Here is a 22,936-nt window from a genome sequence, read left to right as displayed (position 1 = left end):
GGGAGAGAGGGGCGTCAGCCCCGGGTGTGACGCAGGCGTACGGTGACCCAGCGTGCCCTGCGGCGCAGGATGCGCGGGATGCCCACCCGGAGGTCCGTGCCCGCTATCTGCGGGGCAGCACCCCGCTGGTGGGAGCTCAGGCCGCCGGCCGAGCGTCGGGTGCGTGCTGCGTCACTGTAGTCGTGCGTCCAGCCCATACCCCGACGTCTGCCCCTGCCCCAAGGTCGATAACCGCTCCCAGAGCCCCCAATTGGCCTATGCGCCAGGCAATTGGCCGTTCGTCGGACATGCGTTCAGGGCCGGATACCGGGCGCATCCGATCGGTCACCGATCGGGTTCGGGATCCTTCAGCCAATTGACCAGTTCTGTGGTGAAGGCGACCGGATCCTCCTCGTGCGGGAAGTGGCCCAGTCCGTCGAACAGCCGCCAGCGGTACGGCGCTTCGACGTACTCGCCGGATCCGGCCGCGCTCCGTGTGCGCATCACGGGGTCGAGCGAGCCGTGCAGATGGAGGGTCGGCACCCGCAGCGGCCGCTTCATCCGCCGGTTGAACTGGATGCCGTCCGGGCGGGCCATCGAGCGGACCATCCAGCGGTACGGCTCGATCGAGCAGTGCGCCGTGGACGGGATGCACATCGCGCGCCGGTACGTCTCCAGCGCCTTCTCGTCGGCCAGGTTCGGCCCGGCCCACTCGCGGATCAGCTCGCCGACGAGCGCGCCGTCGTCCGCGGTCAGCTGCCGCTCCGGAATCCAGGGGCGCTGGAACCCCCAGATGTAGGAGCCCGCGCGCGTCTGCTTGACGTCCGAGAGCATCGCCGAGCGCCAGCGCCGCGGATGCGGCATCGAGGCGACCGCGAGCCGCCGTACGAGCTTCGGGCGCATCACGGCCGCCGTCCACGCCAGATAGCCGCCCAGGTCGTGGCCGACCAGCGCGGCGTCCGGCTCGCCCAGGGAACGGATCACGCCGGTGATGTCGAGCGCGAGGTTCGCGGGGTCGTAGCCGCGCGGGGTGCGGTCGCTGCCGCCGACGCCGCGCAGGTCCATGGCGACGGCCCGGAAGCCCTCGTCGGCGAGCGCGCTCAGCTGGTGCCGCCAGGTCCACCAGAACTGGGGGAAGCCGTGCAGCAGCAGGACGAGCGGCCCGTCGCCGACCTCGGCGATGTGGAAGCGCGCGCCGTTGGCGGCGACGTCGCGATGCGTCAGCTTCGTTCCGTCGGGGAGGACGTCGGGCCGTACGAGCGAGGCCGGCTGCGCCGAAGGTGTGGCGGGATCCGTCATGAGGATGAGCGTGCCACAGCCTCGATGGCCTCGGGGGTCCGGTCCTCGAGAGCGGGGAGTTCGGGACGCGGGTGCGGCTTGGCCTTCTGCAGCACGTTCGCCGTCTCCTTCATGGACGCGGCGACCTTCTGCGGGCCCTGGCCCTTCTTCGCCTTCTTCGCGAAGACGATGCCGATCAGCGCGAGGATGCCGGCGATGAGGACGTTGGCCGCGAAGGACAGCAGGAAGCACCAGCCGAGGTTCCAGCCGCCCTGGCCGTTGTGCCCGCCCGTCCAGGCGTGAATGCCGTACGCCAGCGCGAAGTTGAGCATCGGCAGCGAGAACACCAGGATGGCGGCGGCCACGGTGAACGAGCCGCCGCTCGTCGCGCCGCGTTTGACGTCCTGCTTGAGCTGCGCCTTGGCCAGCGCGATCTCGTCGTGCACGAGCGCCGACATCTCGGCCGTCGCGGAGGCGAACAGCTGGCCGATGCTGCGTTCGGCGCCGACCGGGCTGCCGTCGGGTGCGCTCATCGCGGTCTCCCTCTTCTGCCGTACTGCTTTCGAGCGGTCCTTTTGTACCGTCCCGTCAGATCATGCCGGACGGCCGTCGTCCTCGCCTGCCCCGCCCGGTACTTCGGCAAGCGCGCGTCGCTCGGCGGCCTTCAGTTCGGCGAGCCTGCGGTGCTCTGCGGCCTTGCTCTCGTGGATCGCGGCCATGCGCAGGTGGTACGCCGGATCGTCCTGTTCGTAGATGTCCGGGACGCCGTCGAGGTCGTCGTCGCGCTCCTCGTCCGCGCACAGCTTGCGGTACTTGGTGTTGCGTATCTTCAGCAGCACCGTCGCGAACAGGGCCGCGATCAGCGATCCGGCGAGGACGGCGGCCTTGACCTCGTCCGTGAGTACGGCGTCCCCGGCGAAGGCGAGTTCGCCGATCAGCAGCGACACCGTGAAACCGATGCCGGCCAGCGTCGCCACCGCGAACACGTCGGCCCAGGCGAGGTCCTCGCTGAGCGAGGCCCTGGTGAAGCGGGCCGTCAGCCACGTACCGCCGAAGATGCCGGCCGTCTTGCCGACGATGAGTCCGAGGACGACGCCCAGCGTCTCCGGCTTGGTGAACACGTCCCCGAGCGCCCCGCCGGACACCACGACACCGGCGCTGAACAGGGCGAACAGCGGCACGGCGAGACCTGCCGACAGAGGCCGTACGAGATGCTCGATGTGCTCGCCGGGGGAGTGCGCCTCGCCTTCACGGGGATGGCAGCGCAGCATCAGGCCCATGGCGACGCCCGCGATGGTGGCGTGCACGCCGCTGTTGTACATCAGCCCCCAGATGACGAGGGCGAGCGGGACGTGGACGTACCAGCCGTGCACGCCCTTTCGCAGCAGCAGCCAGAAGACCGCGAGGCCCACGGCGGCGCCGCCGAGTGCGGCGAAGTCGATGGTGCTGGTGAAGAAGACCGCGATGATCAGGATCGCGAAGAGGTCGTCGACGACGGCGAGAGTGAGCAGGAAGGCGCGCAGGGCGCTCGGCAGCGAGGTGCCGATGACGGCGAGGACCGCCAGCGCGAAGGCGATGTCGGTGGCGGTGGGCACCGCCCAGCCCCCGAGCGAGCCGTGGCCGGTGAGGTTGGTGAGGGCGTAGACGAGTGCCGGTACGGCCATTCCGCACAGGGCCGCGACGACCGGCAGGGCGGCCGCCTTGGGATCGCGCAGATCGCCCGCGACCAGTTCGCGCTTGAGCTCGATGCCGGCGACGAAGAAGAAGACCGCGAGCAGTCCGTCGGCGGCCCAGTGCGAGACCGAGAGGTTCAGGCCGAGGGCCTCGGGACCGAAGTGGAAGTGGCTGACACTCTCGTAACTGTCGTGCAGCGCGGGCACGTTCACCCAGATCAGCGCGGTGACGGCGGCCACGAGCAGCAGCACCCCGCCGACCGTCTCGGTGCGCAGCGCGTCCGCGACGAAGGTCCGCTCGGGCAGGGACAGACGTCCGAGAACCTTGCGGGTGGGGGCGGTGCGGGACGCGGCCACGGCGGGGACCTCCGGTCGGTGGGCAGGATGAGCTACTTGCCGACCAGACTTCCCGGCGCACCTTTGCTTAGTTTACCTAAGGTGCAGACGGAGGAATCCGGCGATCCCTACGTTAGGCGCGAAAAGGGCACCCGGCGCGCCTGCGCCGGGTGCCCCTCCCTGCCGTACTCGGTCCTCGCCGGACTCCTCGCCGGACGGTCAGTCCTCGCTCGGCGCCGAGGGGAGCTTGGCCTGGATGAGGTCCATGACCGTGGAGTCCGTCAGCGTCGTCACGTCACCGAGCTGGCGGTTCTCGGCGACGTCGCGCAGCAGGCGCCGCATGATCTTGCCGGAGCGGGTCTTGGGCAGTTCCCCGACCGGCAGGACGCGCTTGGGCTTGGCGATCGGGCCGAGTGTGGTGCCGACGTGGTTGCGCAGTTCGGCGATGAGGTTCTCGTCCTCGGCGTTCGCCGTGCCGCGCAGGATGACGAAGGCGACGATGGCCTGTCCGGTGGTCTCGTCCGTCGCGCCGACGACGGCCGCCTCGGCGACCGAGGGGTGCGAGACCAGGGCGGATTCGACCTCGGTGGTGGAGATGTTGTGGCCGGACACGAGCATCACGTCGTCGACGCGGCCCAGCAGCCAGATGTCGCCGTCGTCGTCCTTCTTGGCTCCGTCACCGGCGAAGTACTTGCCCTCGAAGCGTGACCAGTAGGTGTCGAGGAACCGCTGGTCGTCGCCCCAGATGGTGCGCAGCATCGAGGGCCACGGCTCGGTGAGCACCAGATAGCCGCCGCCGCCGTCGGGCACCTCGTTCGCCTCGTCGTCGACGACGGTGGCGGAGATGCCGGGCAGCGGGGTCTGCGCGGAGCCGGGCTTGGCCGCGGTGACGCCCGGCAGCGGCGAGATCATCATCGCGCCGGTCTCGGTCTGCCACCAGGTGTCGACGACCGGCGTGGTGTCACCACCGATGTTCTTGCGGTACCAGATCCAGGCCTCGGGGTTGATCGGCTCACCGACCGAGCCCAGGACACGGAGGCTGGACAGGTCGAACTTCGCGGGGATGTCGTCGCCCCACTTCATGAACGTACGGATGGCGGTCGGCGCCGTGTACAGGATCGTCACCCCGTACTTCTGCACGATCTCCCAGAAGCGGCCCTGGTGCGGGGTGTCCGGGGTGCCCTCGTACATCACCTGCGTGGCGCCGTTCGCCAACGGCCCGTAGACGATGTACGAGTGGCCGGTGACCCAGCCGACGTCGGCCGTGCACCAGTACACGTCGGTCTCCGGCTTGAGGTCGAAGACGGCGTGGTGGGTGTACGCGGTCTGCGTGAGGTAGCCGCCGGAGGTGTGCAGGATGCCCTTCGGCTTCCCCGTCGTACCGGACGTGTACAGGATGAACAGCGGGTGCTCGGCGTCGAACGCCTCCGGCGTGTGCTCGGCCGGCTGGCGGTCCACCACCTCGTGCCACCACACGTCCCGGCCCTCGGTCCAGGCGACCTCCTGGCCGGTGCGGCGGACCACGAGCACGTGCTCGACGTTGTCCACGCGCGCGACCGCCTCGTCCACGGCCGGCTTGAGCGCGGACGGCTTGCCGCGCCGGTAGCCGCCGTCCGAGGTGATGACCACGCGCGCGTCGGCGTCCTGGATACGGGTGGCGAGCGCGTCGGCGGAGAAGCCGCCGAAGACGACGGAGTGCGCGGCGCCGATCCGGGCGCACGCCAGCATCGCGACCGCCGTCTCCGGGATCATCGGCATGTAGACGGCGACCCGGTCGCCCTTCTGCACGCCCAGCTCCAGCAGGGCGTTGGCGGCCTTGCTCACCTCGTCCTTGAGCTCGGCGTAGGTGATGGCGCGGCTGTCGCCGGGCTCGCCCTCGAAGTGGATGGCGACCCGGTCGCCGTTCCCTGCCTCGACATGGCGGTCGACGCAGTTGTACGCGACGTTGAGCTCGCCGTCCTCGAACCACTTGGCGAACGGCGGGTTCGACCAGTTGAGCGTCTGAGTGGGCTCCTTGGCCCAGGTCAGCCGACGCGCCTGCTCGGCCCAGAAGCCGAGCCTGTCAGCCTTGGCCTGTTCGTACGCCTCCGCCGTGACGTTGGCGTTCGCGGCCAGGTCGGCCGGCGGCGCGAAGCGTCGCTCCTCCTTCAAGAGGTTGGCCAGGCTTTCGTTGCTCACGACATCTCCCTTTCCCAGGGTGTCCGTTGTGTCCTGGGCCACAGCTCATCAGACCCGGGGGGCCGATGACAAGGGCCGACGGGAAAGTGGTTTAGACCTTTCGGCCGGTGCTGCGGCTCGCGTCGTCATCCGTACCCACGGACCCCGGAGAGACGGAGTTCAGCCCTTGTTACGCCTCTCACACCACAGTCCATCGGCACCGCACGGAGACGGTCACATCTTTCCCGGTCCGGGCGTGTCGGACAGGCCGGCCGCCTCCACATGGCCGAACGCCTCGTCACCTTCCGCCCCTGTGAGCAGATACGCCTGCGCCTCGCCCACGTGGAAGTACATTCCGTGCAGCTCCAGCACGCCGTCCCGCAGGGCCCGGGCCACCGACGCGTGGGGACGCAGATGCTCCAGTTGCTGGACCACGTTGGTCAGGCAGAGCCGCTCGACCGCGTCGGCCGGAGCCCGGCCCGCGAGCCGCGCCCACGGCCGGCCGTCGTCGGCCATCCGCTCCAGGCTCGGCAGCCCGTGCCGCAGCCACCGCCTGAGCGGTGTCGCGGCGCCGCCGGGCTCGGCGGTGAGCAGCGCCTGCATGGCCCCGCAGCCGGAGTGCCCGCACACCGTGATGGAGCGCACCCTCAGCACGTCCACCGCGTACTCGATCGCCGCCGCCACCGAGTCGTCGCCGCCCTCCTCGCCGGGGAGCGGGACGAGGTTGCCCACGTTGCGCACCACGAACAGGTCACCGGGACCGCTGGAGGTGATCATCGACGTGACGACCCGGGAGTCGGCGCAGGTGAGGAAGAGCTGTGACGGCTGCTGCCCTTCCCGGGCCAGACGGGCCAGTTCACCCCGCACCCGCGGTGCGGTGTTGCGCTGGAACGCGCTGATGCCGCGCGCCAGTTGGTGTCCGCTGGGGCTGCCGGTGTCCGCGCCGGTTCCGGTGCCCCTGTCCGGTCTGTCCCGGTCGTCGGGTGCGCCGGGGGTGCCGGCGGGCCGCGCGGACCCGGGCCGCTCGCACCGGTGGTTGCGCCACGGCGTCCAGGGACGGCAGCGGCAGCCGACGGACGCGCCCTGCTCTCCCTCCCCCTCCCCCTCCGCCTTCGTATCGGTCTCGGCCTCGGTCTCGGCGCGAGGCGTGGGTCCATCGGCGCGCGTCTCGGTTCTGCGGCCCGACACCTCCGTGGTGCCGCCACACGCCGTGTGCGTGTTCTGCCAGTCCTGCAGTGACTCGTACGCCGCGTGGTCCATGAACGACCCGTCCAACTCCACGACGGCGTGAGCACCTTGGGGTACGAGATGCAGGGTCCGGCTGAGCTGCGGCACGGCGAGGAACGTCAACTGGCCCCGGACTGCGACGTGATGGACTCCTCCCCTCTCCTCGTACGTGATGCGGGTGTGGGCGAGGCGGTGCATGGCGACGGCGACGGCCACGGCGATCCCCAGGGCCACGCCCTGCAGGACGCCGAGGAACACGACGCCGAGGGTGGTGACGGCGTACACCAGCACCTCGCGGTGGCGGGTCACCGTGCGGATGTGGTGCAGGGACACCATCTGGATGCCGACGGCCATCACCAGGGCGGCGAGTGCGGCGAGCGGGATGCGCTCCAGGAGCGGGACCATCAGCAGCGCGGCGATCACTACGAGAACGCCGTGCAGCATCGTGGAGTTCCGGCTCACGGCACCGGCCTTCACATTCGCCGAACTCCGCACGGCCACACCGGCGACCGGCAGTCCGCCGAGCGCGCCCGAGACGATGTTGGCGGCGCCCTGCCCGAGCAGTTCGCGATCGAGGTCGGCGCGGCGGACGCGGGCGGTGAGACCTGGCCGCGCGGCCACCAGCTTGTCCACGGCGACCGCCCCGAGCAGCGACTGCACGCTGCACACGAGCGTGGTCGTGAGCACGGCCGCGGCCAGGCCGAGCACCGGGCCCTCGGGCAGGCCGGCCAGGGCGTGACTGCTCCAGGACGGCAGGTCGACCCTGGGCAGGGTCAGCCCGGCGAGGGTGGCGGCCACGGTGGCGCCGGCCACGGAGACGAGCGCACCCGGGATCCTGCGCAGTGCGCGGCCCGCCCGGCCGGGGATCCGCGGCCAGAGCAGCAGCAGCGTCAGGGTCAGCGTGCTGACGGCCACGGCGGCGGGGTGCAGGTTCGCCAACTGGGCGGGCAGCGCCCGGAGGTTGGCGAGCACGGAGCTCTGCGGAGTCCCTCCGAGGACGATGTGCACCTGGGCGACGGCGATGGTGACGCCGATGCCGGCGAGCATGCCGTGCACGACGGCGGGGCTGACGGCGAGCGCGGAGCGCGCCACGCGCAGGCAGCCCAGGCCGAGCTGGGCGAGGCCGGCGAGGACGGTGATGGCACAGGTCGTACGCCAGCCGTACTGGTGGATGAGGTCGGCCGTGATCACCGTGAGTCCCGCGGCGGGTCCGCTGACCTGGAGCGGGCAGCCGCCGATCCACCCGGCGACGAGCCCGCCGACCGCGGCGGCGACGAGGCCCGCCTGGAGCGGGGCGCCGGTGGCCAGGGCGATGCCCAGGGACAGGGGCAGGGCGATCAGGAAGACCGCGATCGAGGCCGACAGGTCGGCTCCCGCGATGCGGAAGCGGCGGCGCGGGCCCGGCGGCGGGCTGTGGGGCTGGTGGAGGTGCTCGGTCCGGGTCGGGTCGGTGGCGTGAGTGGGGGCGCAGGCGGACATGGTTCCCGTCTCCTCCGTCGGTTACGGCGCATAGCGGCGGGATGCCTCAACGCTAAGTAAACAGAACGTAATTCAGAGTAAAGGCCAGGCATAGACTTTCCTGGCAAATGGGTTATCAACTCATTCCAATGAGTGAAGCGGGCATTTCATCGGCTTGTCGTACTAATTCCTTCTCGGCCTCGTGCGACCTTGGCGGCGCTGTCGGGCCTGCCCGGCAAACCACCAGAAAACGCCCTCACCGGCGTTGGCCTGAGAGAAGGAAGAAGGTGAGCGGAACATGGCCGCCACCCACAGGATCACCGCGGGCGCCGTGATCGCCGCGGCCTGTGCCGCATCCGTCGCCGGCTGTGCGCTCGGCTCCAACGGGCACAGGGACGGTGCTCCCGGTCCGCAGAAGGTCTCCCCGGCCCGGGCGCCGGGGAGCGCCGTCCGGCTGATCGGCGACGGCTCCACGGCCTACACCGGAGCACAGCCGCACCTGCCGAGACCGCAACGTCTCAAGCCCGGCCAGAAGCCTCCGCAGTTCGTCGTCTTCTCCTGGGACGGCGCGGGCGAGGACAGCCAGAAGCTGTTCTCCCACTTCCGCAAGGTCGCCAAGGCCAACAACGCGTCGATGACGTTCTTCCTCAGCGGCGTGTACATGCTGCCGGAGGAGAAGCGCGACCTCTACAAGCCGCCGCAGCACTCGCCGGGCCGTTCCGACATCGGCTTCAACGACGAGAAGGGCATCTCCGACACCGTGAAGCAGCTGCGCCTGGCGTGGCTGGAGGGCAACGAGATCGGCACCCACTTCAACGGCCACTTCTGCGGCAAGGACGGCGGGGTCGGCGAGTGGTCGGTCGCCGAGTGGAAGAGCGAGATCTCGCAGGCCAAGCAGTTCGTGAAGACCTGGAAGACCAACACCGGGATGAAGAAGGCGGCCCCGCTGCCCTTCGACTACGACAAGGAGCTCATCGGCGCCCGCACGCCCTGCCTGGAGGGCCAGAAGAACTTCATGCGGGCCGCGAGCCAGATGGGCTTCCGCTACGACACCAGCGGCGTCAACGAGCAGGTCTGGCCGAAGAAGAAGGACAACCTGTGGGACCTGTCGATGCAGCTCGTGCCCTTCCCCGGGCACTCCTACGAGCAGCTCACCATGGACTACAACTTCATGGTCAACCAGTCCGGCACCCAGACCCAGGGTGACCCCGACAAGTTCGACTACTGGGGCGACCAGATGCGCGACGGCCTGCTCGCGGGCTTCCGCCGCGTCTACGACGGCAACCGCGCGCCCCTGATCATCGGCAACCACTTCGAGTCCTGGAACGGCGGCACCTACATGCGGGCCCTCGACGAAGTCGTCGCGAAGGTCTGCAACAAGCCGGAGGTGCGCTGCGTGTCCTTCCACCAGCTCGCCGACTGGCTGGACGCCCAGGACCCGAAGGTCCTGGCGAAGCTGCGCGACCTGAACGTCGGCGAGGCCCCGAAGCAGGGCTGGGCCGGCTATCTCTCGGGCCGCCCGGCCCCGGCTCCGAAGGGTGCGCCGGGGGCGCCGCCGGCCAAGAAGGAGTAACCCCTCGTCACGCGGGGGCGGTGACGCCCTCGCCCAGCACGAACCCGGGGTCGACCTGCGCCGCCAGGTCGGCCCCCGCGCGCGCGTTGCCCCACGCGTCCGCGTTCTTCAGGTGGAAGTGCACCATCTGGCTCATGTAGCGCTCCGCGTCGCGCAGTTCGTACGTCGCGTCGGCGGCGATCCGCAGGGTGCGCAGGGCGCTGTGGTTGGCGTCCTCCAGGAGCTCGAACCGGGGCGGGCGGCCCTTCTCCATGGCGCTCACCCAGTCCGAGTGCCCGACCGTCACCAGCAGGTCGTCGCCGACCTCGGCGCGCAGGAAGTCGACGTCGTCCCGGCCCTGCATCTTGTTGCCGACGACCTTGAGCACGACGCCGAAGTCACGGGCGTACTCCTTGTACTGGCGGTAGACGGAGACTCCCTTCCGGGTCGGCTCGGCGACGAGGAACGTGATGTCGAAGCGGGTGAACATGCCGGAGGCGAAGGAGTCCGAGCCGGCCGTCATGTCCACCACGACGTACTCGCCGCGGCCGTCCACCAGGTGGTTCAGGCACAGCTCCACCGCTCCGGTCTTGGAGTGGTAGCAGGCGACCCCCAGGTCGGCGTCGGTGAAGGGGCCGGTGACCATCAAACGGACGGCACCGCCGTCGAGTTCCACCGGCCGGGCGCAGGCGTCGTAGACCGGGTTGTCCTCGCGCACGCGCAGCAGCCGCGAGCCCTCGCCGGGCGGCGTGGTCTTGATCATCGTCTCGGTGGAGGCGATGCGCGGGTTGGAGCCGCGCAGGTACTCCTTGATCAGCGGTAGCCGGTCACCCATCGCGGGCAGCGCGGCGGCTTCCGCCTCATCGAGGCCGAGCGCGGCGCCCAGGTGCTGGTTGATGTCCGCGTCCACCGCGACGACCGGCGCTCCGGTGGCCGCGAGGTGGCGGACGAACAGGGAGGACAGGGTGGTCTTGCCGCTGCCGCCCTTCCCGACGAAAGCAATTTTCATGTTCACGAAGAGTAGTCGGCCGATAGCTGTATGTGGCAGGTGGGCGTGAAGAAGACCACTCAATCGTGGGGCGCGCCCCGGGGGTGGCTAGGGTCGTACTCATGAGTACGACAGGCGCGACCGCCGATCCGCTCGCGGCCCTGGGCTCGCTGCCCGGCGTGGCCGAGTCCGTGGAGTCCGTGCGCAAGGCCGTGGACCGGGTCTACGGGCACCGGGTCATGCGGCGCCGCAGCAACGAGATCACCTCCGAGGCGGCGCTGCGCGGCGCCCGCGGTTCCGCGGCACTCTCCGGCGCCGACTGGGAGCTGGAGGAGGTGCGCCGGCGCAGCGACTTCAGCGGTGACGACGACGCGCGCGTGATGGGCGCGGCGCTCCGGCTGACCGCGGAGGCGGGCCAGCTGCTGTCCATCTGGCGGCAGTCGCCCCTGCGGGTCCTGGCCCGGCTGCACCTGGTGGCCGCCGCGACCAACGGCGACGAGGTCGGGCGGCCGCGGCAGGCGGGCGAGCCGGTCGACGAGCCACTGGTCGAGCTGGACCTGCCGGGCGCCGACGAGGTGCATGGCAGGTTGGACGGCCTGTCCGAGCTGATCATCGCGGGCAGCTCCGCCCCCGCCCTGGTCATGGCCGCCGTCGTCCATGGCGAACTGCTCGCGCTGCGACCCTTCGCGTCCTGCAACGGCCTCATCGCGCGCACCGCCGAGCGCATCGTCCTGGTGGGCAGCGGCCTCGACCCGAAGTCGGTGTGCCCGGCGGAGGTGGGCCACGCCGAACTGGGCCGGGCGGCCTATCTCGCCGCGCTCGACGGATATGTCTCCGGGACGCCCGAGGGCGTGGCCGCCTGGATCGCCCACTGCGGCAGGGCGGTCGGGCTGGGGGCACGTGAATCGACGGCCGTGTGTGAGGCGTTGCAGCGCGGCGCGGCGTAGACGAAGCCGGAAAAGGGATGCGGCGGTACGAGGATTCGTACCGCCGCTGGCATGTTCACCGGGTTACCAGGCGTCCTCGATATGTTGCCCATCAGGTCGGGACTTTGCCCGTCACCTGGTGCGGCTGGCCCGTAATCGACGGGTCGACGTCGCGTGGGTGCCCGGTGTTCATGCTCGGTCCGTGGGGCCAAATGCGTTTTTAAGGTGATCCTTTCGGATGTCCTTGGTCTCGCGGGCCGTTAACCCCTTTGTACTCCTGGACCGAAGCAAGCGGAACCCCTGGCTGTACTTCTTTACTTTTGGTCTCAAATAGGTTGCAAACGGGCGCCGGTATGTCGAACGAGGCTCGAGTGACGCGGATTCAACAGGTTGTACCGGTGATTCCCCGCATCAAAGAGGCATCGCCCGGCGACGGTTGGCGTACCAGACGAGACCCGCGGTCGCGGCCGCGGCGCCTATTGCGGCGGCCGCGACGAGAGCCGGACGGGGCGGTACGGAGAGCCCCGGGATCCGCTGCTTGAGCCGGACCGGACGGTGGAAGTCGAGGATCTGCCACCCGCGCGCGAGTGCCTCGCGGCGCAGCGTGCGGTCGGGGTTCACGGCGTACGGATGGCCGACCGCCTGGAGCATCGGCAGGTCGGTCGCGGAGTCGCTGTAGGCGTAGCAGCGCTCCAGGTCGTACCCCTCCGACACGGCCAGCTCCTTGATGGCCTCGGCCTTCGTCGGGCCGTAGGCGTAGTACTCCACCTCTCCGGTGAAGCAGCCGTCCTCGCCCACGATCATGCGCGTCGCCACCACGCGGTCCGCGCCGAGCAGCTCGCCGATCGGCTCCACCACCTCGGCGCCGGACGTCGACACGATGACGACGTCGCGGCCGGCGGTGTGGTGCTCCTCGATGAGGGAGGCGGCCTCGTCGTAGATGATCGGGTCGATCAGGTCGTGCAGCGTCTCGGCGACGATCTCCTTGACCTGCTGGACGTTCCAGCCGCGGACGAGCGAGGACAGGTACTCGCGCGTCCGCTCCATCTGGTCGTGGTCCATACCGCCGACGAGGAAGACGAACTGGGCATATGCGGTACGCAAGGCGGCCCTGCGGTTGATCAGACCGCCTTGGTAGAACGACTTGCTGAACGTGAGCGTGCTCGACTTCGCAATGACCGTCTTGTCCAGGTCAAAGAAGGCGGCTGTGCGGGGCAAGGAGTGGTTTTCCACGACCCCGAGCATAGGCGCAGCCCATTCGGCGTAAGGTGTGGCGCGTGGGTTTGCCTGAGAGGGCTCTCGGGTACACCATGGAAGTCACGGATCGTTCGCGACCGTGCTATCGCGGTCCGGCTCCTCCCCCCCCGAGTCGGCCGTGGAGACGACCCCCACTCTCCCCCCCGGTGGGGGTCGTCGCATGTCCGGGTGGGTTTTCCTTTTTTCATGCGGTTGTACGGCCGCTGCGTGACGGCCGCGGCCGTCCCTTCGTCATGCCCAAGGTTCGTCACTGTACGTAGTCGTCGCGCTGCTCTGCGGCAGTCGCGCCACGGGCGGTGCGGCACTCACCGGTAAGGGTGACGGCGATATTCACAACCGCCGAGTTGTCCACAGTTATCGACCAAGATCCACACGATTTCCGGGACCGCTGCACGGTGATTCAAACGCGCCTCGGCCGGGCCGAGTTCATGGCCGGTTCCGGTTTGTCGGGCGGGTTTGGCCGGTTCGTATCGGCCGTTCATATGAAGGCCGGTTGCCGGTTCTTCGGAAGTTTGTGAATCGCGTGACCGCAGGGGCTGCGCGAGAGATGCAGCGAAGGGGGATGGAAACCGTGACCGGAGCCGTCACGCACGAACCACCGTCCGCCGCCTCGGGGCGGCAGGCCGGACCACTGATCGTCACGGAGGACGTCGAACTGCTCGACGACCTGCTGCGCCTGTGCGCCGCGGCGGGCGCGACACCCGAGGTCCACCACTCGTTCCCGGAGCGCGCGGGCAGCTGGGAGGCCGCGCCGCTCGTCCTGGTCGGCGACGACGCCGCGCGGCGGGTGCGCGGGGCCGCGCGCCGGCGAGGAGTGGTGCTGGTCGGCCGCGACCAGGACGACTCCGGTGTCTGGCGCCGCGCGGTCGAGATCGGCGCCGACCACGTCCTGATGCTGCCCGACGGCGAACAGTGGCTGGTCGACCGCATCGCGGACGTGGCCGAGGGGGTGGGCCGGCCCGCCCTCACCGTGGGCGTCATCGGCGGGCGCGGTGGGGCCGGGGCGTCAACGCTCGCGTGCGCCCTCGCCGTCACCTCCGCGCGGGAGGGCCTGCGCACGCTGCTCGTGGACGCCGATCCGCTGGGCGGCGGACTGGACGTCCTCCTCGGCGGCGAGAGCGCAGAGGGGTTGCGCTGGCCCGCCTTCGCCGGCTCCCGCGGCCGGGTCGGCGGCGGTGCCCTGGAGGAGTCGCTGCCGGAGCTCCACTCCCTGCGCGTGCTCAGCTGGGACCGCGGCGACCGCATCGCCGTCCCGCCGCAGGCCGTACGGGCGGTCCTGGCCGCGGCGCGGCGGCGCGGCGGCACGGTGGTCGTCGACCTGCCGCGCCGTGTCGACGACGGCGTCGCCGAGGCGCTCGCCCAGCTCGACCTCGGGCTCCTGGTGGTCCCCGGCGAGCTGCGCGCCGTGGCGGCCTCCGGGCGGGTGGCCTCCGCCGTCGGCATGGTCCTGCGCGACCTGCGGATCGCGGTACGGGGGCCGTACGCGCCCGGACTCGACGACCGCGAGGTGGCCCGGCTGCTCCAACTGCCCCTGGCCGGCGAGCTGCCCGTGGAGTCGGCGCTGCTGCGCCCCGGGGAGGGCAAGACACCGCCCGCGGCCGGTGGCCGCGGCCCCCTCGCGCGCTTCTGCAAGGAGTTCTGGGAGCGGTCTCTGGCGGAAGCGGGTGCCGCATGAGCGCCATGTCGCCGCGGACGATCTGGCGGCCGGGTCGTGCGGGCAGTGGCTGGTCGAGAGCGGGGCCGAGCCGACACCCGCGCGCGTGGCGCAGGCGTTGCGGGAGCAGGGGCGGGTGCTCGGGGACGCCGAAGTCCTTGGCGCGGCGGCGCAGTTGCGGTCCGAGCTGGTCGGCAGCGGCCCTCTGGAAGCGCTGCTCGCCGATCCGTTGGTGACCGACGTGCTGGTGACGGCTCCGGACCGGGTCTGGGTGGACCGGGGCGCAGGGCTGGAGCTGACACCGGTCTGCTTCCCGGATGCGGTGGCGGTACGGCGGCTCGCCCAGCGGCTGGCCGCGGTGGCCGGCCGGCGGCTCGACGACGCACGGCCGTGGGCCGACGCCCGGCTGCCCGACGGGACGAGGCTGCACGCGGTCCTGCCGCCGGTGGCCGTGGGCTGCACCTGCCTGTCGCTGCGTGTCGTACGGCCGCGGGCGTTCACGCTCGGCGAGCTGGTCGCGGCGGGCACCGTGCCGCCCGGCGGGGAGCGGGTGCTGCGGGCGCTGATCGAGGCCCGGCTGTCCTTCCTGATCAGCGGCGGCACCGGCAGTGGCAAGACGACTCTGCTGAGCGCGCTGCTGGGGCTGGTCGGACGCGGCGAGCGGATCGTGCTCGCGGAGGACTCGGCGGAGCTGCGCCCGGACCATCCGCATGTCGTCCGCCTCGAGACCAGACCCGCCAACCAGGAGGGCGCGGGACTCGTCACGCTCCAGGACCTCGTACGGCAGGCGCTGCGGATGCGGCCGGACCGGCTGGTCGTGGGCGAGGTGCGGGGGCCCGAAGTGGTGCATCTGCTGGCCGCGTTGAACACCGGGCACGAAGGCGGGTGCCTGGTCTAAGCGTACATGCAGGGGCAGGGCTCAGCGAGGGTGCGCCGAAACAGGCAACGCCACAGGTCACAGGCCCAGTTGACCGACAGAGCGAAGCCCCGCCCACACGCCGGGAGAGACGCATAGACGGGGCAGGACCAGCGCGCTGAGCCATCGGCGTAGACCAGCGGGCCGGAGTCTCACCAGCGGATAGGTTCTGCGTCGCCACCTGCGCACACAGGGCATGGCCGCTTCTCAGTCCACCCGCAGAGCTGACAGCCGCCGAATCCGCAGCACCCGTCACACCAGATTTCACGGTGCCCAGCACAGCAGCCGCATAGGTCACCGAAATTCCACAGGGACCAGGGCCGCTCTCCGCCCGTTCGTCCAGCGCGTGGCTTTGGGTGGTAGGGCGTAACCGCACGGACCTTCGGGCGCTCTGGCGCGGTGGTCATCCATGCCCGTCCGGGTGCCGTGCCATAAGGACATTGCAGTCAGTCACGGTCGTCCAGTCGCCACCCGCCCGCGCACGGTCCCGAACGTTGGCCAGCTCTCGACAACCCGCGCATCCGTCCACGGGTGTGGGCTCCAATTCGGCTCCACGGTCCGGAAGTTCGACCGGCGCGCCTGGGTATCGCTTCGGTTCCGTCATGCGCCTCAGCGTCTGCCCGAAGTCGATCTAGAACTAGCGGCCACGTGTAGGCCAACTGTCGGCCAGAATTGAGGCATGGCGAGCAGCATCGGGGCCAACATCAAACGTCTGCGCGAACAGCGCGGGTGGAGTCAGGCACGGCTAGCGCATGAGGTCTGTCAGGCAGCCGGGGTGATTGGTGATCCGGTCGGACGGCAAGAGATCAGCCGTTGGGAGACAGGCAAGCGCACGCCCCGTGAATGGCTGCCGTTCCTCGCTGCCGCCCTAGGTGTGCCCGTGGAAGTGCTCAGGGAGCCACAGAAGCCCGCTGAGCCTCCCATGCCGACCCTCGCTGACTTCCTGCCCGAAGAGGACCCGCTAAGCCCGCTGGAAGCCCGTACAAGCCGCATCGGCATGTCCACCGTGGATGACCTACAACAGCGCGTGCATGGGCTCAGGCTTGCTGATGATGTGCTGGCAGGGGGAGACCTAATCCGCCCGGCACTTCGAGACCTTCGGCGCACTGTGAAGCTGTACCGGGAGAACACCTACGGCAGCGAAGTGGGGCGCGAACTTCTCAGGCAGATTGGGGAGTTGGCCCAGATTGCCGGATGGATTGCCAGCGATGCGGGGCAGCACGAAGAGGCAGAGCGCATCTACCGGCTAGGAATCAGCGCCGCACGGCAGGCTGAGGACCACACCCTTGCCGGGAACATTGCCGGGTCACTTGCCTACCAGCTCAGCAACACGGGGCGGGAATCCGAAGGGCTGACGCTGGCACACGCGGCCCTGAATGACGCTGGCAGCGAGGCACCCCCGAAAGCCCGCGCGCTGTATCTGGACCGGGTGGCATGGGCCCACACGAAAGCCGGGGGAGTCGAGAACGGACAGCAAGCCATGCGCGCACTGGGGGAAGCCGGGCAGGCACTCAGCGAAGACAGTGAAGGCACGGAATCGCCTGCCTACCTGTATTGGGTGGACGCTGGGGAACTCCGGGTCATGGAATCCCGGGTCTACACAGAGCTTCACCGGCCCTTGCGTGCTGTTCCATTGCTCCGCGAAGTGCTCAGCGGATATGACGCCACGCACACCAGAGAACTAGCGCTGTACCTGTCTTGGCTTGCCGTGGCGCTGGCTGATGCGAACGAACCAGAAGAGGCGGCAGCCGTGGCCGGACGGGTCATTTCCCTGGGAGCTGACACACCGTCAGAAAGGGTTGCAGAACGGGTGCGCGTCATTCTCAGCCGGTTGCAGGAGTACGCCGAAGTGCCGGAAGTAGCCGCCCTACTCGCTGAGCACCAGGCAGCCTAGAAACGCAGAAAGCCCCGTACCGGCCACCAGTCAGGCAGCGGGTACGGGGCTACGGTCATGCGGTCATTGCCAGGTATCGGCGGCCGGTCCGTTGGCCGCAGCAAGGGCCGCGTACCGGACAAGGTCAGTGAAAGGCAGTCGCTTAGTCATTCGGTCTCAGCCCAATCCGTCACGCGCTGGTCATGCTCAGGAGTCTGGAAGTCATCAGCAAGGGAGTACCGGGCGAATTGGCGCCGGGAACGAGCGGCTAGGAATGCCCTTCGGTCGGCAGGCGGAATACCCCACAGGGGGCGCCCTAGCTCTTCGTCGCTGAGTAGCAGGAAGGCGGCAACACGCGCCTTGTAATCGGTGGTCATGGTCACTCTCAGGGCATAGGGAAGCCCCGGCCATTCGCTGACCGGGGCTGTTTGTATCAAGGTTTGTCCCGCGCAAACGCTCCAAGCTGCGGCGCTAGCTTTTTGCCTCCCTGCCGGTCAATCTCTGAGGGGGAAGGGGGTCACCCCCCACCCGGGTAGGCATCAGCGGCAATCAGAACGGCGGAACGTCATTGGGATTCGGCGGCTGAGGCTTCGCCTTCTCGGCTGCCCAACCACCAGGCTGGTTCTTCGCGGTCTCGCTGTCATGGCATGGCTTGCACAATGGCCGAAGGTGCTTAGGTGCATCAGGGTTCGTCTCGCCCCTTGCCTTCAACTGCTTTCGACTCAGCGGCCAATGGTCAGCGACCGTCGCATGCCGACTGCACAGCACACACCACGGATGCGCGTACAGATAAGCCTTGCGCTTGCGCTGCCAGCCAACGTCATAACCGCGTGCGCTTGCACTGCCCCGCTGTTCCTCGCGCTGGCGCTTGTGCTCAGGGCATGGACCACCATTGGTTGACTCAGGGCATCCCGGCTGACTGCATGGCGTCTTAGGCTTCCACGGCATATCTGTACTCCAACGGGTAAGCACCTACGGATTTCCGTATGTGGGGGTGTCGGTAATGGCGCTGAATAGGTGGGGGTCACTAAGCCCCTGGATATCGGCCACGGCATCAATGATCTGTTGCGTGTCGTCCAGCGTGTCTAGTTCATCTGAGGCAGCGCACAACATGTTGCGTACCGCTTGCACCAGGTGCGCCGCCTTATCAGGGTCGGGCTTTCCCTCAGCGAGCATGCGGCTTATCTCGTCCGCGTAGGTGCGTGCATAGCTCAGGACTTCGGCCAGCGAAGCGGCATGCGAGGGTGAGTCATGGTCGGCAAGCATGGGATTCCTTAGCGCCAGCAAGCACGCCAGCGAAGTTGCGGCGCCACAAAGGCGCAGGTCAGAAAACATGGGGATTTCAGCCGGCTGAGGGTGCCTGGTTGCGGCAGCACACCCCGGGCGGGGACCCCCTTCCGGTCCAGCGAATGACCGGCAGGGAGGGAAAAAGCTGCCATGGCTCATTGAGCAATTTGTGCGGGCAGCGAAAAGGGCCGTGCCGCTGGTGGGTGGAGTCCAGTGACACGGCCCTTGGGTTAGTTGCCCTGGGCTTTCCATGCCCGGTAGCAGTCGAGACACATTGACTTCCGGTATCCCGGGTAGTCCGGCCGGATGCCCCGGGCGATTAGCTCAGCGCGTGACAGCGGATAGCAGACGGACACGGCAGCCGGGCTCTCTGTGCCATTCGCTGTCCGGGGGCACAGCTCACAGAACGGGCTGTCAGCCATAGTGATCAGCCCACATCTGCCGAAGCGTGGCTAGCGGAATGGTCGGCGGAATCAGCGGCTTACCGTCAGCGCCGTAATGAGTGAGGTCAGTCAGTGTGCCTCGCTGATGAACCGTGCCACGCCATACCGGAGCGCTGCCCGACTGAGGAAAGACCACGTCCGCCGGACTGTGCGTGTCAGCGAAGCACGGGGCACCATTCGCGTCACGGGGCCAAACCAGGTAGGCAGGCTGGCCGTTGTAGTCCGGTCCCGGGTCGAGTAGGTCAAGTGCCATGGCTAGGCCGCTCTCTTTGGAATGCTGATGACCGGGGGAAGTCCACGGTCAAGGCAGCGTGCACAGGTGGGCTCAATTGCGTATAGCGCACCACCCAAGCCATGCGCGTGCTTGATAGGCGCACCCTCGCTGTCTACCGGCTGGATCGGGAAGCCGTCAGCGTCGCGCGGCCAATTCGGGTAGGTGCCATCAACGCCCGGCTCTAGAAGGTCATCCATTACTTGCCCTCCCCGTTGATGAATGCCTCACGCTCAGCCTCAAGGGCGTCAGCGAATTCCGCAGTGCGGCGCCCGGCCTCACGCTCAACGATCCGAGTGATATCCCCGATGATGTCTAGCGTGAACGGCCTTTCGTCCGGCACGGTGCTTTCCGCAGAGCTAATGCCTAGGGTGGACTCAGCGCGCTGGGCATGCTCCATCACGATTCGGCGCTTCCCACGGCCAGTGGCAAACCTGATCAGCCCCTCAAGGAAGCCCATGGTTTCAGGGTCGTACTCAACATCCGTGCTGCCTTCGGACGCCTTAGCTTCGTCGGCAACCTGACGCCAGCGAGAATGGAAGGCAGCGTCATACTCGGCGGTTCGCTCAGCGCGCTTAGCCGCATCAGCGTCACGCCTTAGCGCCTCTTCGGCTTCCAGCTTGGCTAGCTTCGCCTGAGCCGCTTCGGCAGCCTTGCGCGCCTTCTGTAGCTCATCCTGAGTGGCGGGCCTGGTGTTCTCAGTCATCGTGCTTCCCTTCGGGGTCAGTTGGCAGAGCTGTAGCCGCGCGCAATGCGCTGTTCCGGGGTCAGGTCATCCGTGCTGGCGCTGGTGGCCTTCGGCGTAGCCTCACCTAGCTGGGCAGCCGCCTTGCGGGCAACGGTCGCGTAGCCCATGGCCATTCGCGTAGACGGGTCAATCTCAACTCCCCGGGCCTCAGCGGCCTTTAGGTGAGAGACCATGGCGTCATCCTCAGCGCTGGCCGTAGATGCAATCGACTCAAGGTGCTTGCGCTTGCGCTCAGGGTCGTTGGTGTCAATCGCGCCCGGGTCAACGGTGCGCATGTACCAAGGGGTGTTAGTCATCGTCATTCTTCTTTCTTGAGAGGGGCACATACGGATATCCGTAGGTGGTCAACGGAGCGTGATGCCCAACGCCGTTCTAGATTCCACGCTGATACCGACACTGCGTAGCGTCCGTGCGTACGGCCCATAGGGAACGGTGGGCTTTCCGTGGTGCCGGAGCCATCCATTTATTTTTCTGTGTAGATCTTCGGTCTTGATGGCGCCACCAGGCTCAGCGCGAACTAGCTCAGACAGTGCCGCGCAGATATCCGGGACGTACTCATGGTCAGCGTCAGTCAGTCTCGACATGGTCACCACCCAGCGCGAGAAGGCGGAGCACAACAAAGGCCGCAAAGACTTCGTCGCGCTGAACTTCGTCACGTGGTACGCGCGTATGTGCTTCGAGGATTCGGAGCGCCTGTGTGGGCCCGATAGCGTCCATTGGAATTTCTCCGGATAGGGGGTCAGCCGGCTCGAATCTGCCGGATTTTCGAAAATAGGAAGGGCAGAGCGCCAGCCTTAGGAGTCACCGGCGCTCTGCCCTGGTCTTAGATGACGCCTGCCGCCTGGTAGATCAGCCCCACCAGGTAAGCAATGACGGCTATTTCTACGAAGCACTCAGCGCGAGTCATCAGCGGTCACCCCGCTCAAGGGCGTTATGCCGGTAGCCCCGGGACATGAGCGCGTGAGCGGCCTTCTCAGCGGCAGACTCAGACTTACGGCGCCGGGACATTCGGGCTTCTCGCGCCTCTACGTGGCGGATAGCGGCCTTACGGCTGGTCTCCCGGGCCCTTTCCTCAGTTGCACGCCGTTCGTCGCTCACAGAGCCATAGGCGGCTTCCTTGAGCCGGGCTACTTCGTACGGGAATCGCTCAGCGCCGTAGGACCGGTGCGCGTCATCAAATGCGTTGTGGCAGCGACGACACATAGGCGCGTAACTGGTGGTGTTCTCGCTGTACTGGCCGTGTTCGCTGTCCAGCGCGTTGGGGTCATTCCACTGGTAAGCCCAGTCAGAAGCGGTAAGCCCGCACCAGGCGCATGCGCTGTACTTCGCGGGTAGCTTTAGCCGGTTGAGTGCCTTGTGCACGGCTGCATAAGTCGTCATGGTGTGATGCCTTCTGGTGTGATGCCAAAACAAAAACGGCCCTAGGTCTGGGATTCACCAAAGCGGGGCATCACTACCGCTGAGGGAATCAACCAGACCTAGGGCCGTTGGTATCAGAGCGCCGTAGCGCAGAATGCGAACCAGGGTGATGCCGTTCGCGGTAGGCGGCTTATCGCCCCTACGAACTATGTCTAGTGAGTGGAGCGCCCGCGAAATATGTGCAATCGGACATTGCGGACTGACGAATTTATGTGATGTGGATCACTCGGGAATTCCGTCGAAAATGACTTCCTGGTCGGCGTCCGTTCCCTCAATGCGGAAGCCAGCGGCCTTGAGCTGAGGGAGCATGCCCGAAGGGTTCAGCGGCTCAATGCCATAGGCGCCAGCCCAGACGACGTAAGCGCCGTAGAAGGTCTCAGCGTCCGCACGGGAACCCGGCTTCGCCTGTGCGTACCGGAGGAACTGAGCAACGCCACCAGGGGCAAGGCTGGACAGTTCCCGGGTGCGACGATGACGGCAGGCATTGCCGCAGTACTTCGAGATACGGCCCGAAGTCGCCTTACGCTCAAGCGGAGTGCCACAGACAACACAGGGCAGCGAGCGCCGGGCATTCTGGTCAGCCTTCGTGCGCAGTGCCGCTGTCTTCCGCGTACGGGTCAGCTTCTCCCGTTCCTGCCGGGCGGCTAGCTCATCCTCGGACAGTGCAGCGAACCGGCGGGCAGCCACGTAACAGCGCTGGGAGCAGTAGTCAGAGCGGGCACGGGCACGGTTCTCGCACGCGTCCCATGCACATTCGCGGCTAAGAATCACGGGTCAACTCCTAGGGGCTCAGCGGGGCAGGGGTGCCCTCGCACTAGGTCTAGTGAGTCGAATGAGCGGTAACTGTGGTCGGTGTATGAGTAGTGCAGAACCTACATACCCGCTAAAGGTGCTCTGACCTGGGGTTTCATGGTCGCGTGAGCGGAAAGTGCGTGCAGAGTATGAGAAGCGCCCAATGCCAGTAGATTTCTAGTAGCTTTGAGCGCTTCTAATACTTACTACATAGAAAGCGATCAGTGAGTGGTAAAGGTGCAGGTCAGAAGGTATTTCGGGGGTGTGTAGTTTGCTCACCCACCCGCGCTGAAACTACACACGGCCTGCCCGGGTGCTTGGAAATGGCCGAAGAATCAGAATGGCCTTAGCTGACGGCCTGTCAGAAGCTCTGTGTGCCCGTCTGAGCCCTTCTCGCTGACATCCCGGCACCCAGGGCCAGCGGAGCCCTGAAAGGCGCTCACGGGGCCGCGCAGAGCCGTTCCCGGGAAACACGAAAGCCCCCGTCCGGCGCGCTGCCAGAACGGGGGCTCAGTGGTGGTGCTTAGGGTGTCACCGGGAAGACGCTGATGTCTCCGGCCACGCTTCGCCAAATCTCGCGGGATGCGTGGTTCATTTCGTCATCCATTTCAAACGGGTTGACGCCTGTGATACCCAGCTCCTCACGGATGCGCCGGGCAATCTCCTGAATCAGTTCAGCGGGCATGCGGTCTCTCCTTCCGC

18 protein-coding genes and 1 pseudogene are annotated in these 22,936 nt (G+C 67.9%); 6 read left to right on the top strand and 13 right to left on the bottom strand.

Annotation, left to right across the window (positions count from 1 at the left end; genetic code table 11):
- Positions 1-14 precede the first annotated feature (14 nt).
- From ACGFYN_RS20650 to ACGFYN_RS20625, 6 genes are all read right to left on the bottom strand, one after another.
- Entirely contained in the window at positions 15-197 is a 183-nt protein-coding gene (locus ACGFYN_RS20650) for a hypothetical protein (RefSeq protein ID WP_393867268.1), read from the bottom strand.
- Between the two features lie 127 nt (positions 198-324).
- On the bottom strand, positions 325-1,278 hold the full coding sequence (locus tag ACGFYN_RS20645; protein ID WP_393867267.1) for an alpha/beta fold hydrolase: 954 nt from the start codon (positions 1,276-1,278) through the stop codon (positions 325-327).
- Positions 1,275-1,790: a phage holin family protein gene (locus ACGFYN_RS20640; protein ID WP_393867266.1), complete on the bottom strand. Its 516-nt coding sequence runs from the start codon at positions 1,788-1,790 to the stop codon at positions 1,275-1,277. Before ACGFYN_RS20640 ends, ACGFYN_RS20645 begins: the two co-directional genes overlap by 4 nt.
- 60 nt (positions 1,791-1,850) lie before the next feature.
- Positions 1,851-3,287 carry a Na+/H+ antiporter NhaA gene (nhaA, locus tag ACGFYN_RS20635; RefSeq protein WP_393867265.1) on the bottom strand — a complete coding sequence of 479 codons (1,437 nt, stop codon included), beginning with the start codon at positions 3,285-3,287 and terminating at the stop codon, positions 1,851-1,853.
- Positions 3,288-3,485: 198 nt separating this feature from the next.
- On the bottom strand, positions 3,486-5,444 hold the full coding sequence (acs, locus tag ACGFYN_RS20630) for an acetate--CoA ligase (RefSeq protein ID WP_393867264.1): 1,959 nt from the start codon (positions 5,442-5,444) through the stop codon (positions 3,486-3,488).
- A gap of 213 nt (positions 5,445-5,657) precedes the next feature.
- Positions 5,658-8,129: a SulP family inorganic anion transporter gene (locus ACGFYN_RS20625; RefSeq protein WP_393867263.1), complete on the bottom strand. Its 2,472-nt coding sequence runs from the start codon at positions 8,127-8,129 to the stop codon at positions 5,658-5,660.
- Between the two features lie 277 nt (positions 8,130-8,406).
- On the opposite strand from ACGFYN_RS20625, the gene ACGFYN_RS20620 reads away from it, so the two are divergent.
- Positions 8,407-9,681: a hypothetical protein gene (locus tag ACGFYN_RS20620; protein WP_393867262.1), complete on the top strand. Its 1,275-nt coding sequence runs from the start codon at positions 8,407-8,409 to the stop codon at positions 9,679-9,681.
- 7 nt (positions 9,682-9,688) lie between these two features.
- On the opposite strand, the gene ACGFYN_RS20615 is transcribed toward ACGFYN_RS20620, so the two are convergent.
- Positions 9,689-10,669: an ATP-binding protein gene (locus ACGFYN_RS20615; RefSeq protein WP_393867261.1), complete on the bottom strand. Its 981-nt coding sequence runs from the start codon at positions 10,667-10,669 to the stop codon at positions 9,689-9,691.
- A 101-nt stretch (positions 10,670-10,770) separates the two neighbouring features.
- On the opposite strand from ACGFYN_RS20615, the gene ACGFYN_RS20610 reads away from it, so the two are divergent.
- Entirely contained in the window at positions 10,771-11,595 is an 825-nt protein-coding gene (locus ACGFYN_RS20610) for an oxidoreductase (protein ID WP_393867260.1), read from the top strand.
- Between the two features lie 390 nt (positions 11,596-11,985).
- Here ACGFYN_RS20610 and ACGFYN_RS20605 read toward each other — a convergent pair whose 3' ends face one another.
- Positions 11,986-12,819, bottom strand: coding sequence for an HAD family hydrolase (locus ACGFYN_RS20605; RefSeq protein WP_393867259.1), 834 nt, complete (start codon positions 12,817-12,819; stop codon positions 11,986-11,988).
- A gap of 574 nt (positions 12,820-13,393) precedes the next feature.
- On the opposite strand from ACGFYN_RS20605, the gene ssd reads away from it, so the two are divergent.
- The 3 genes and pseudogenes from ssd (at position 13,394) to ACGFYN_RS20590 (ending at position 17,295) form a co-directional block, all read left to right on the top strand.
- On the top strand, positions 13,394-14,506 hold the full coding sequence (ssd, locus tag ACGFYN_RS20600; RefSeq protein ID WP_393867258.1) for a septum site-determining protein Ssd: 1,113 nt from the start codon (positions 13,394-13,396) through the stop codon (positions 14,504-14,506).
- Positions 14,496-15,374: pseudogene (locus ACGFYN_RS20595) on the top strand (TadA family conjugal transfer-associated ATPase); the annotation flags it as partial. The gene ssd and the pseudogene ACGFYN_RS20595, both read left to right, overlap by 11 nt.
- A gap of 706 nt (positions 15,375-16,080) precedes the next feature.
- Complete coding sequence (locus ACGFYN_RS20590; RefSeq protein WP_393867257.1) at positions 16,081-17,295, top strand: helix-turn-helix domain-containing protein; 1,215 nt, start codon at positions 16,081-16,083, stop codon at positions 17,293-17,295.
- A 951-nt stretch (positions 17,296-18,246) separates the two neighbouring features.
- Here ACGFYN_RS20590 and ACGFYN_RS20585 read toward each other — a convergent pair.
- The 3 genes from ACGFYN_RS20585 to ACGFYN_RS20575 form a co-directional block, all read right to left on the bottom strand.
- On the bottom strand, positions 18,247-18,540 hold the full coding sequence (locus tag ACGFYN_RS20585) for a hypothetical protein (protein ID WP_393867256.1): 294 nt from the start codon (positions 18,538-18,540) through the stop codon (positions 18,247-18,249).
- A gap of 934 nt (positions 18,541-19,474) precedes the next feature.
- Positions 19,475-19,981 (bottom strand): hypothetical protein, encoded by a 507-nt coding sequence (locus tag ACGFYN_RS20580; protein WP_393867255.1) that lies wholly within the window; start codon positions 19,979-19,981, stop codon positions 19,475-19,477.
- A gap of 17 nt (positions 19,982-19,998) precedes the next feature.
- Positions 19,999-20,298, bottom strand: a complete 300-nt coding sequence (locus tag ACGFYN_RS20575; protein WP_393867254.1) for a hypothetical protein — start codon at positions 20,296-20,298, stop codon at positions 19,999-20,001.
- A 307-nt stretch (positions 20,299-20,605) separates the two neighbouring features.
- Here ACGFYN_RS20575 and ACGFYN_RS20570 point away from each other — a divergent pair, with 307 nt between their 5' ends.
- Positions 20,606-20,758 carry a hypothetical protein gene (locus tag ACGFYN_RS20570; RefSeq protein WP_393867253.1) on the top strand — a complete coding sequence of 51 codons (153 nt, stop codon included), beginning with the start codon at positions 20,606-20,608 and terminating at the stop codon, positions 20,756-20,758.
- 906 nt (positions 20,759-21,664) lie between these two features.
- On the opposite strand, the gene ACGFYN_RS20565 is transcribed toward ACGFYN_RS20570, so the two are convergent.
- The gene (locus ACGFYN_RS20565) at positions 21,665-22,129 is read right to left on the bottom strand and encodes a hypothetical protein (protein ID WP_393867252.1); all 465 of its coding nucleotides are present in this window, start codon (positions 22,127-22,129) and stop codon (positions 21,665-21,667) included.
- A 628-nt stretch (positions 22,130-22,757) separates the two neighbouring features.
- A complete protein-coding gene (locus tag ACGFYN_RS20560) occupies positions 22,758-22,919 on the bottom strand; it encodes a hypothetical protein (protein WP_393867251.1) in 162 nt (53 codons plus the stop codon).
- Positions 22,920-22,936: the final 17 nt, after the last annotated feature.

This window comes from Streptomyces sp. NPDC048419 (genome assembly GCF_043200415.1).
In the GTDB taxonomy this organism is placed as follows: Bacteria; Actinomycetota; Actinomycetes; order Streptomycetales; family Streptomycetaceae; genus Streptomyces.
The sequence above is the reverse complement of the archived record's forward strand: the minus strand, read 5'-3'. Positions and strand labels throughout refer to the sequence as shown.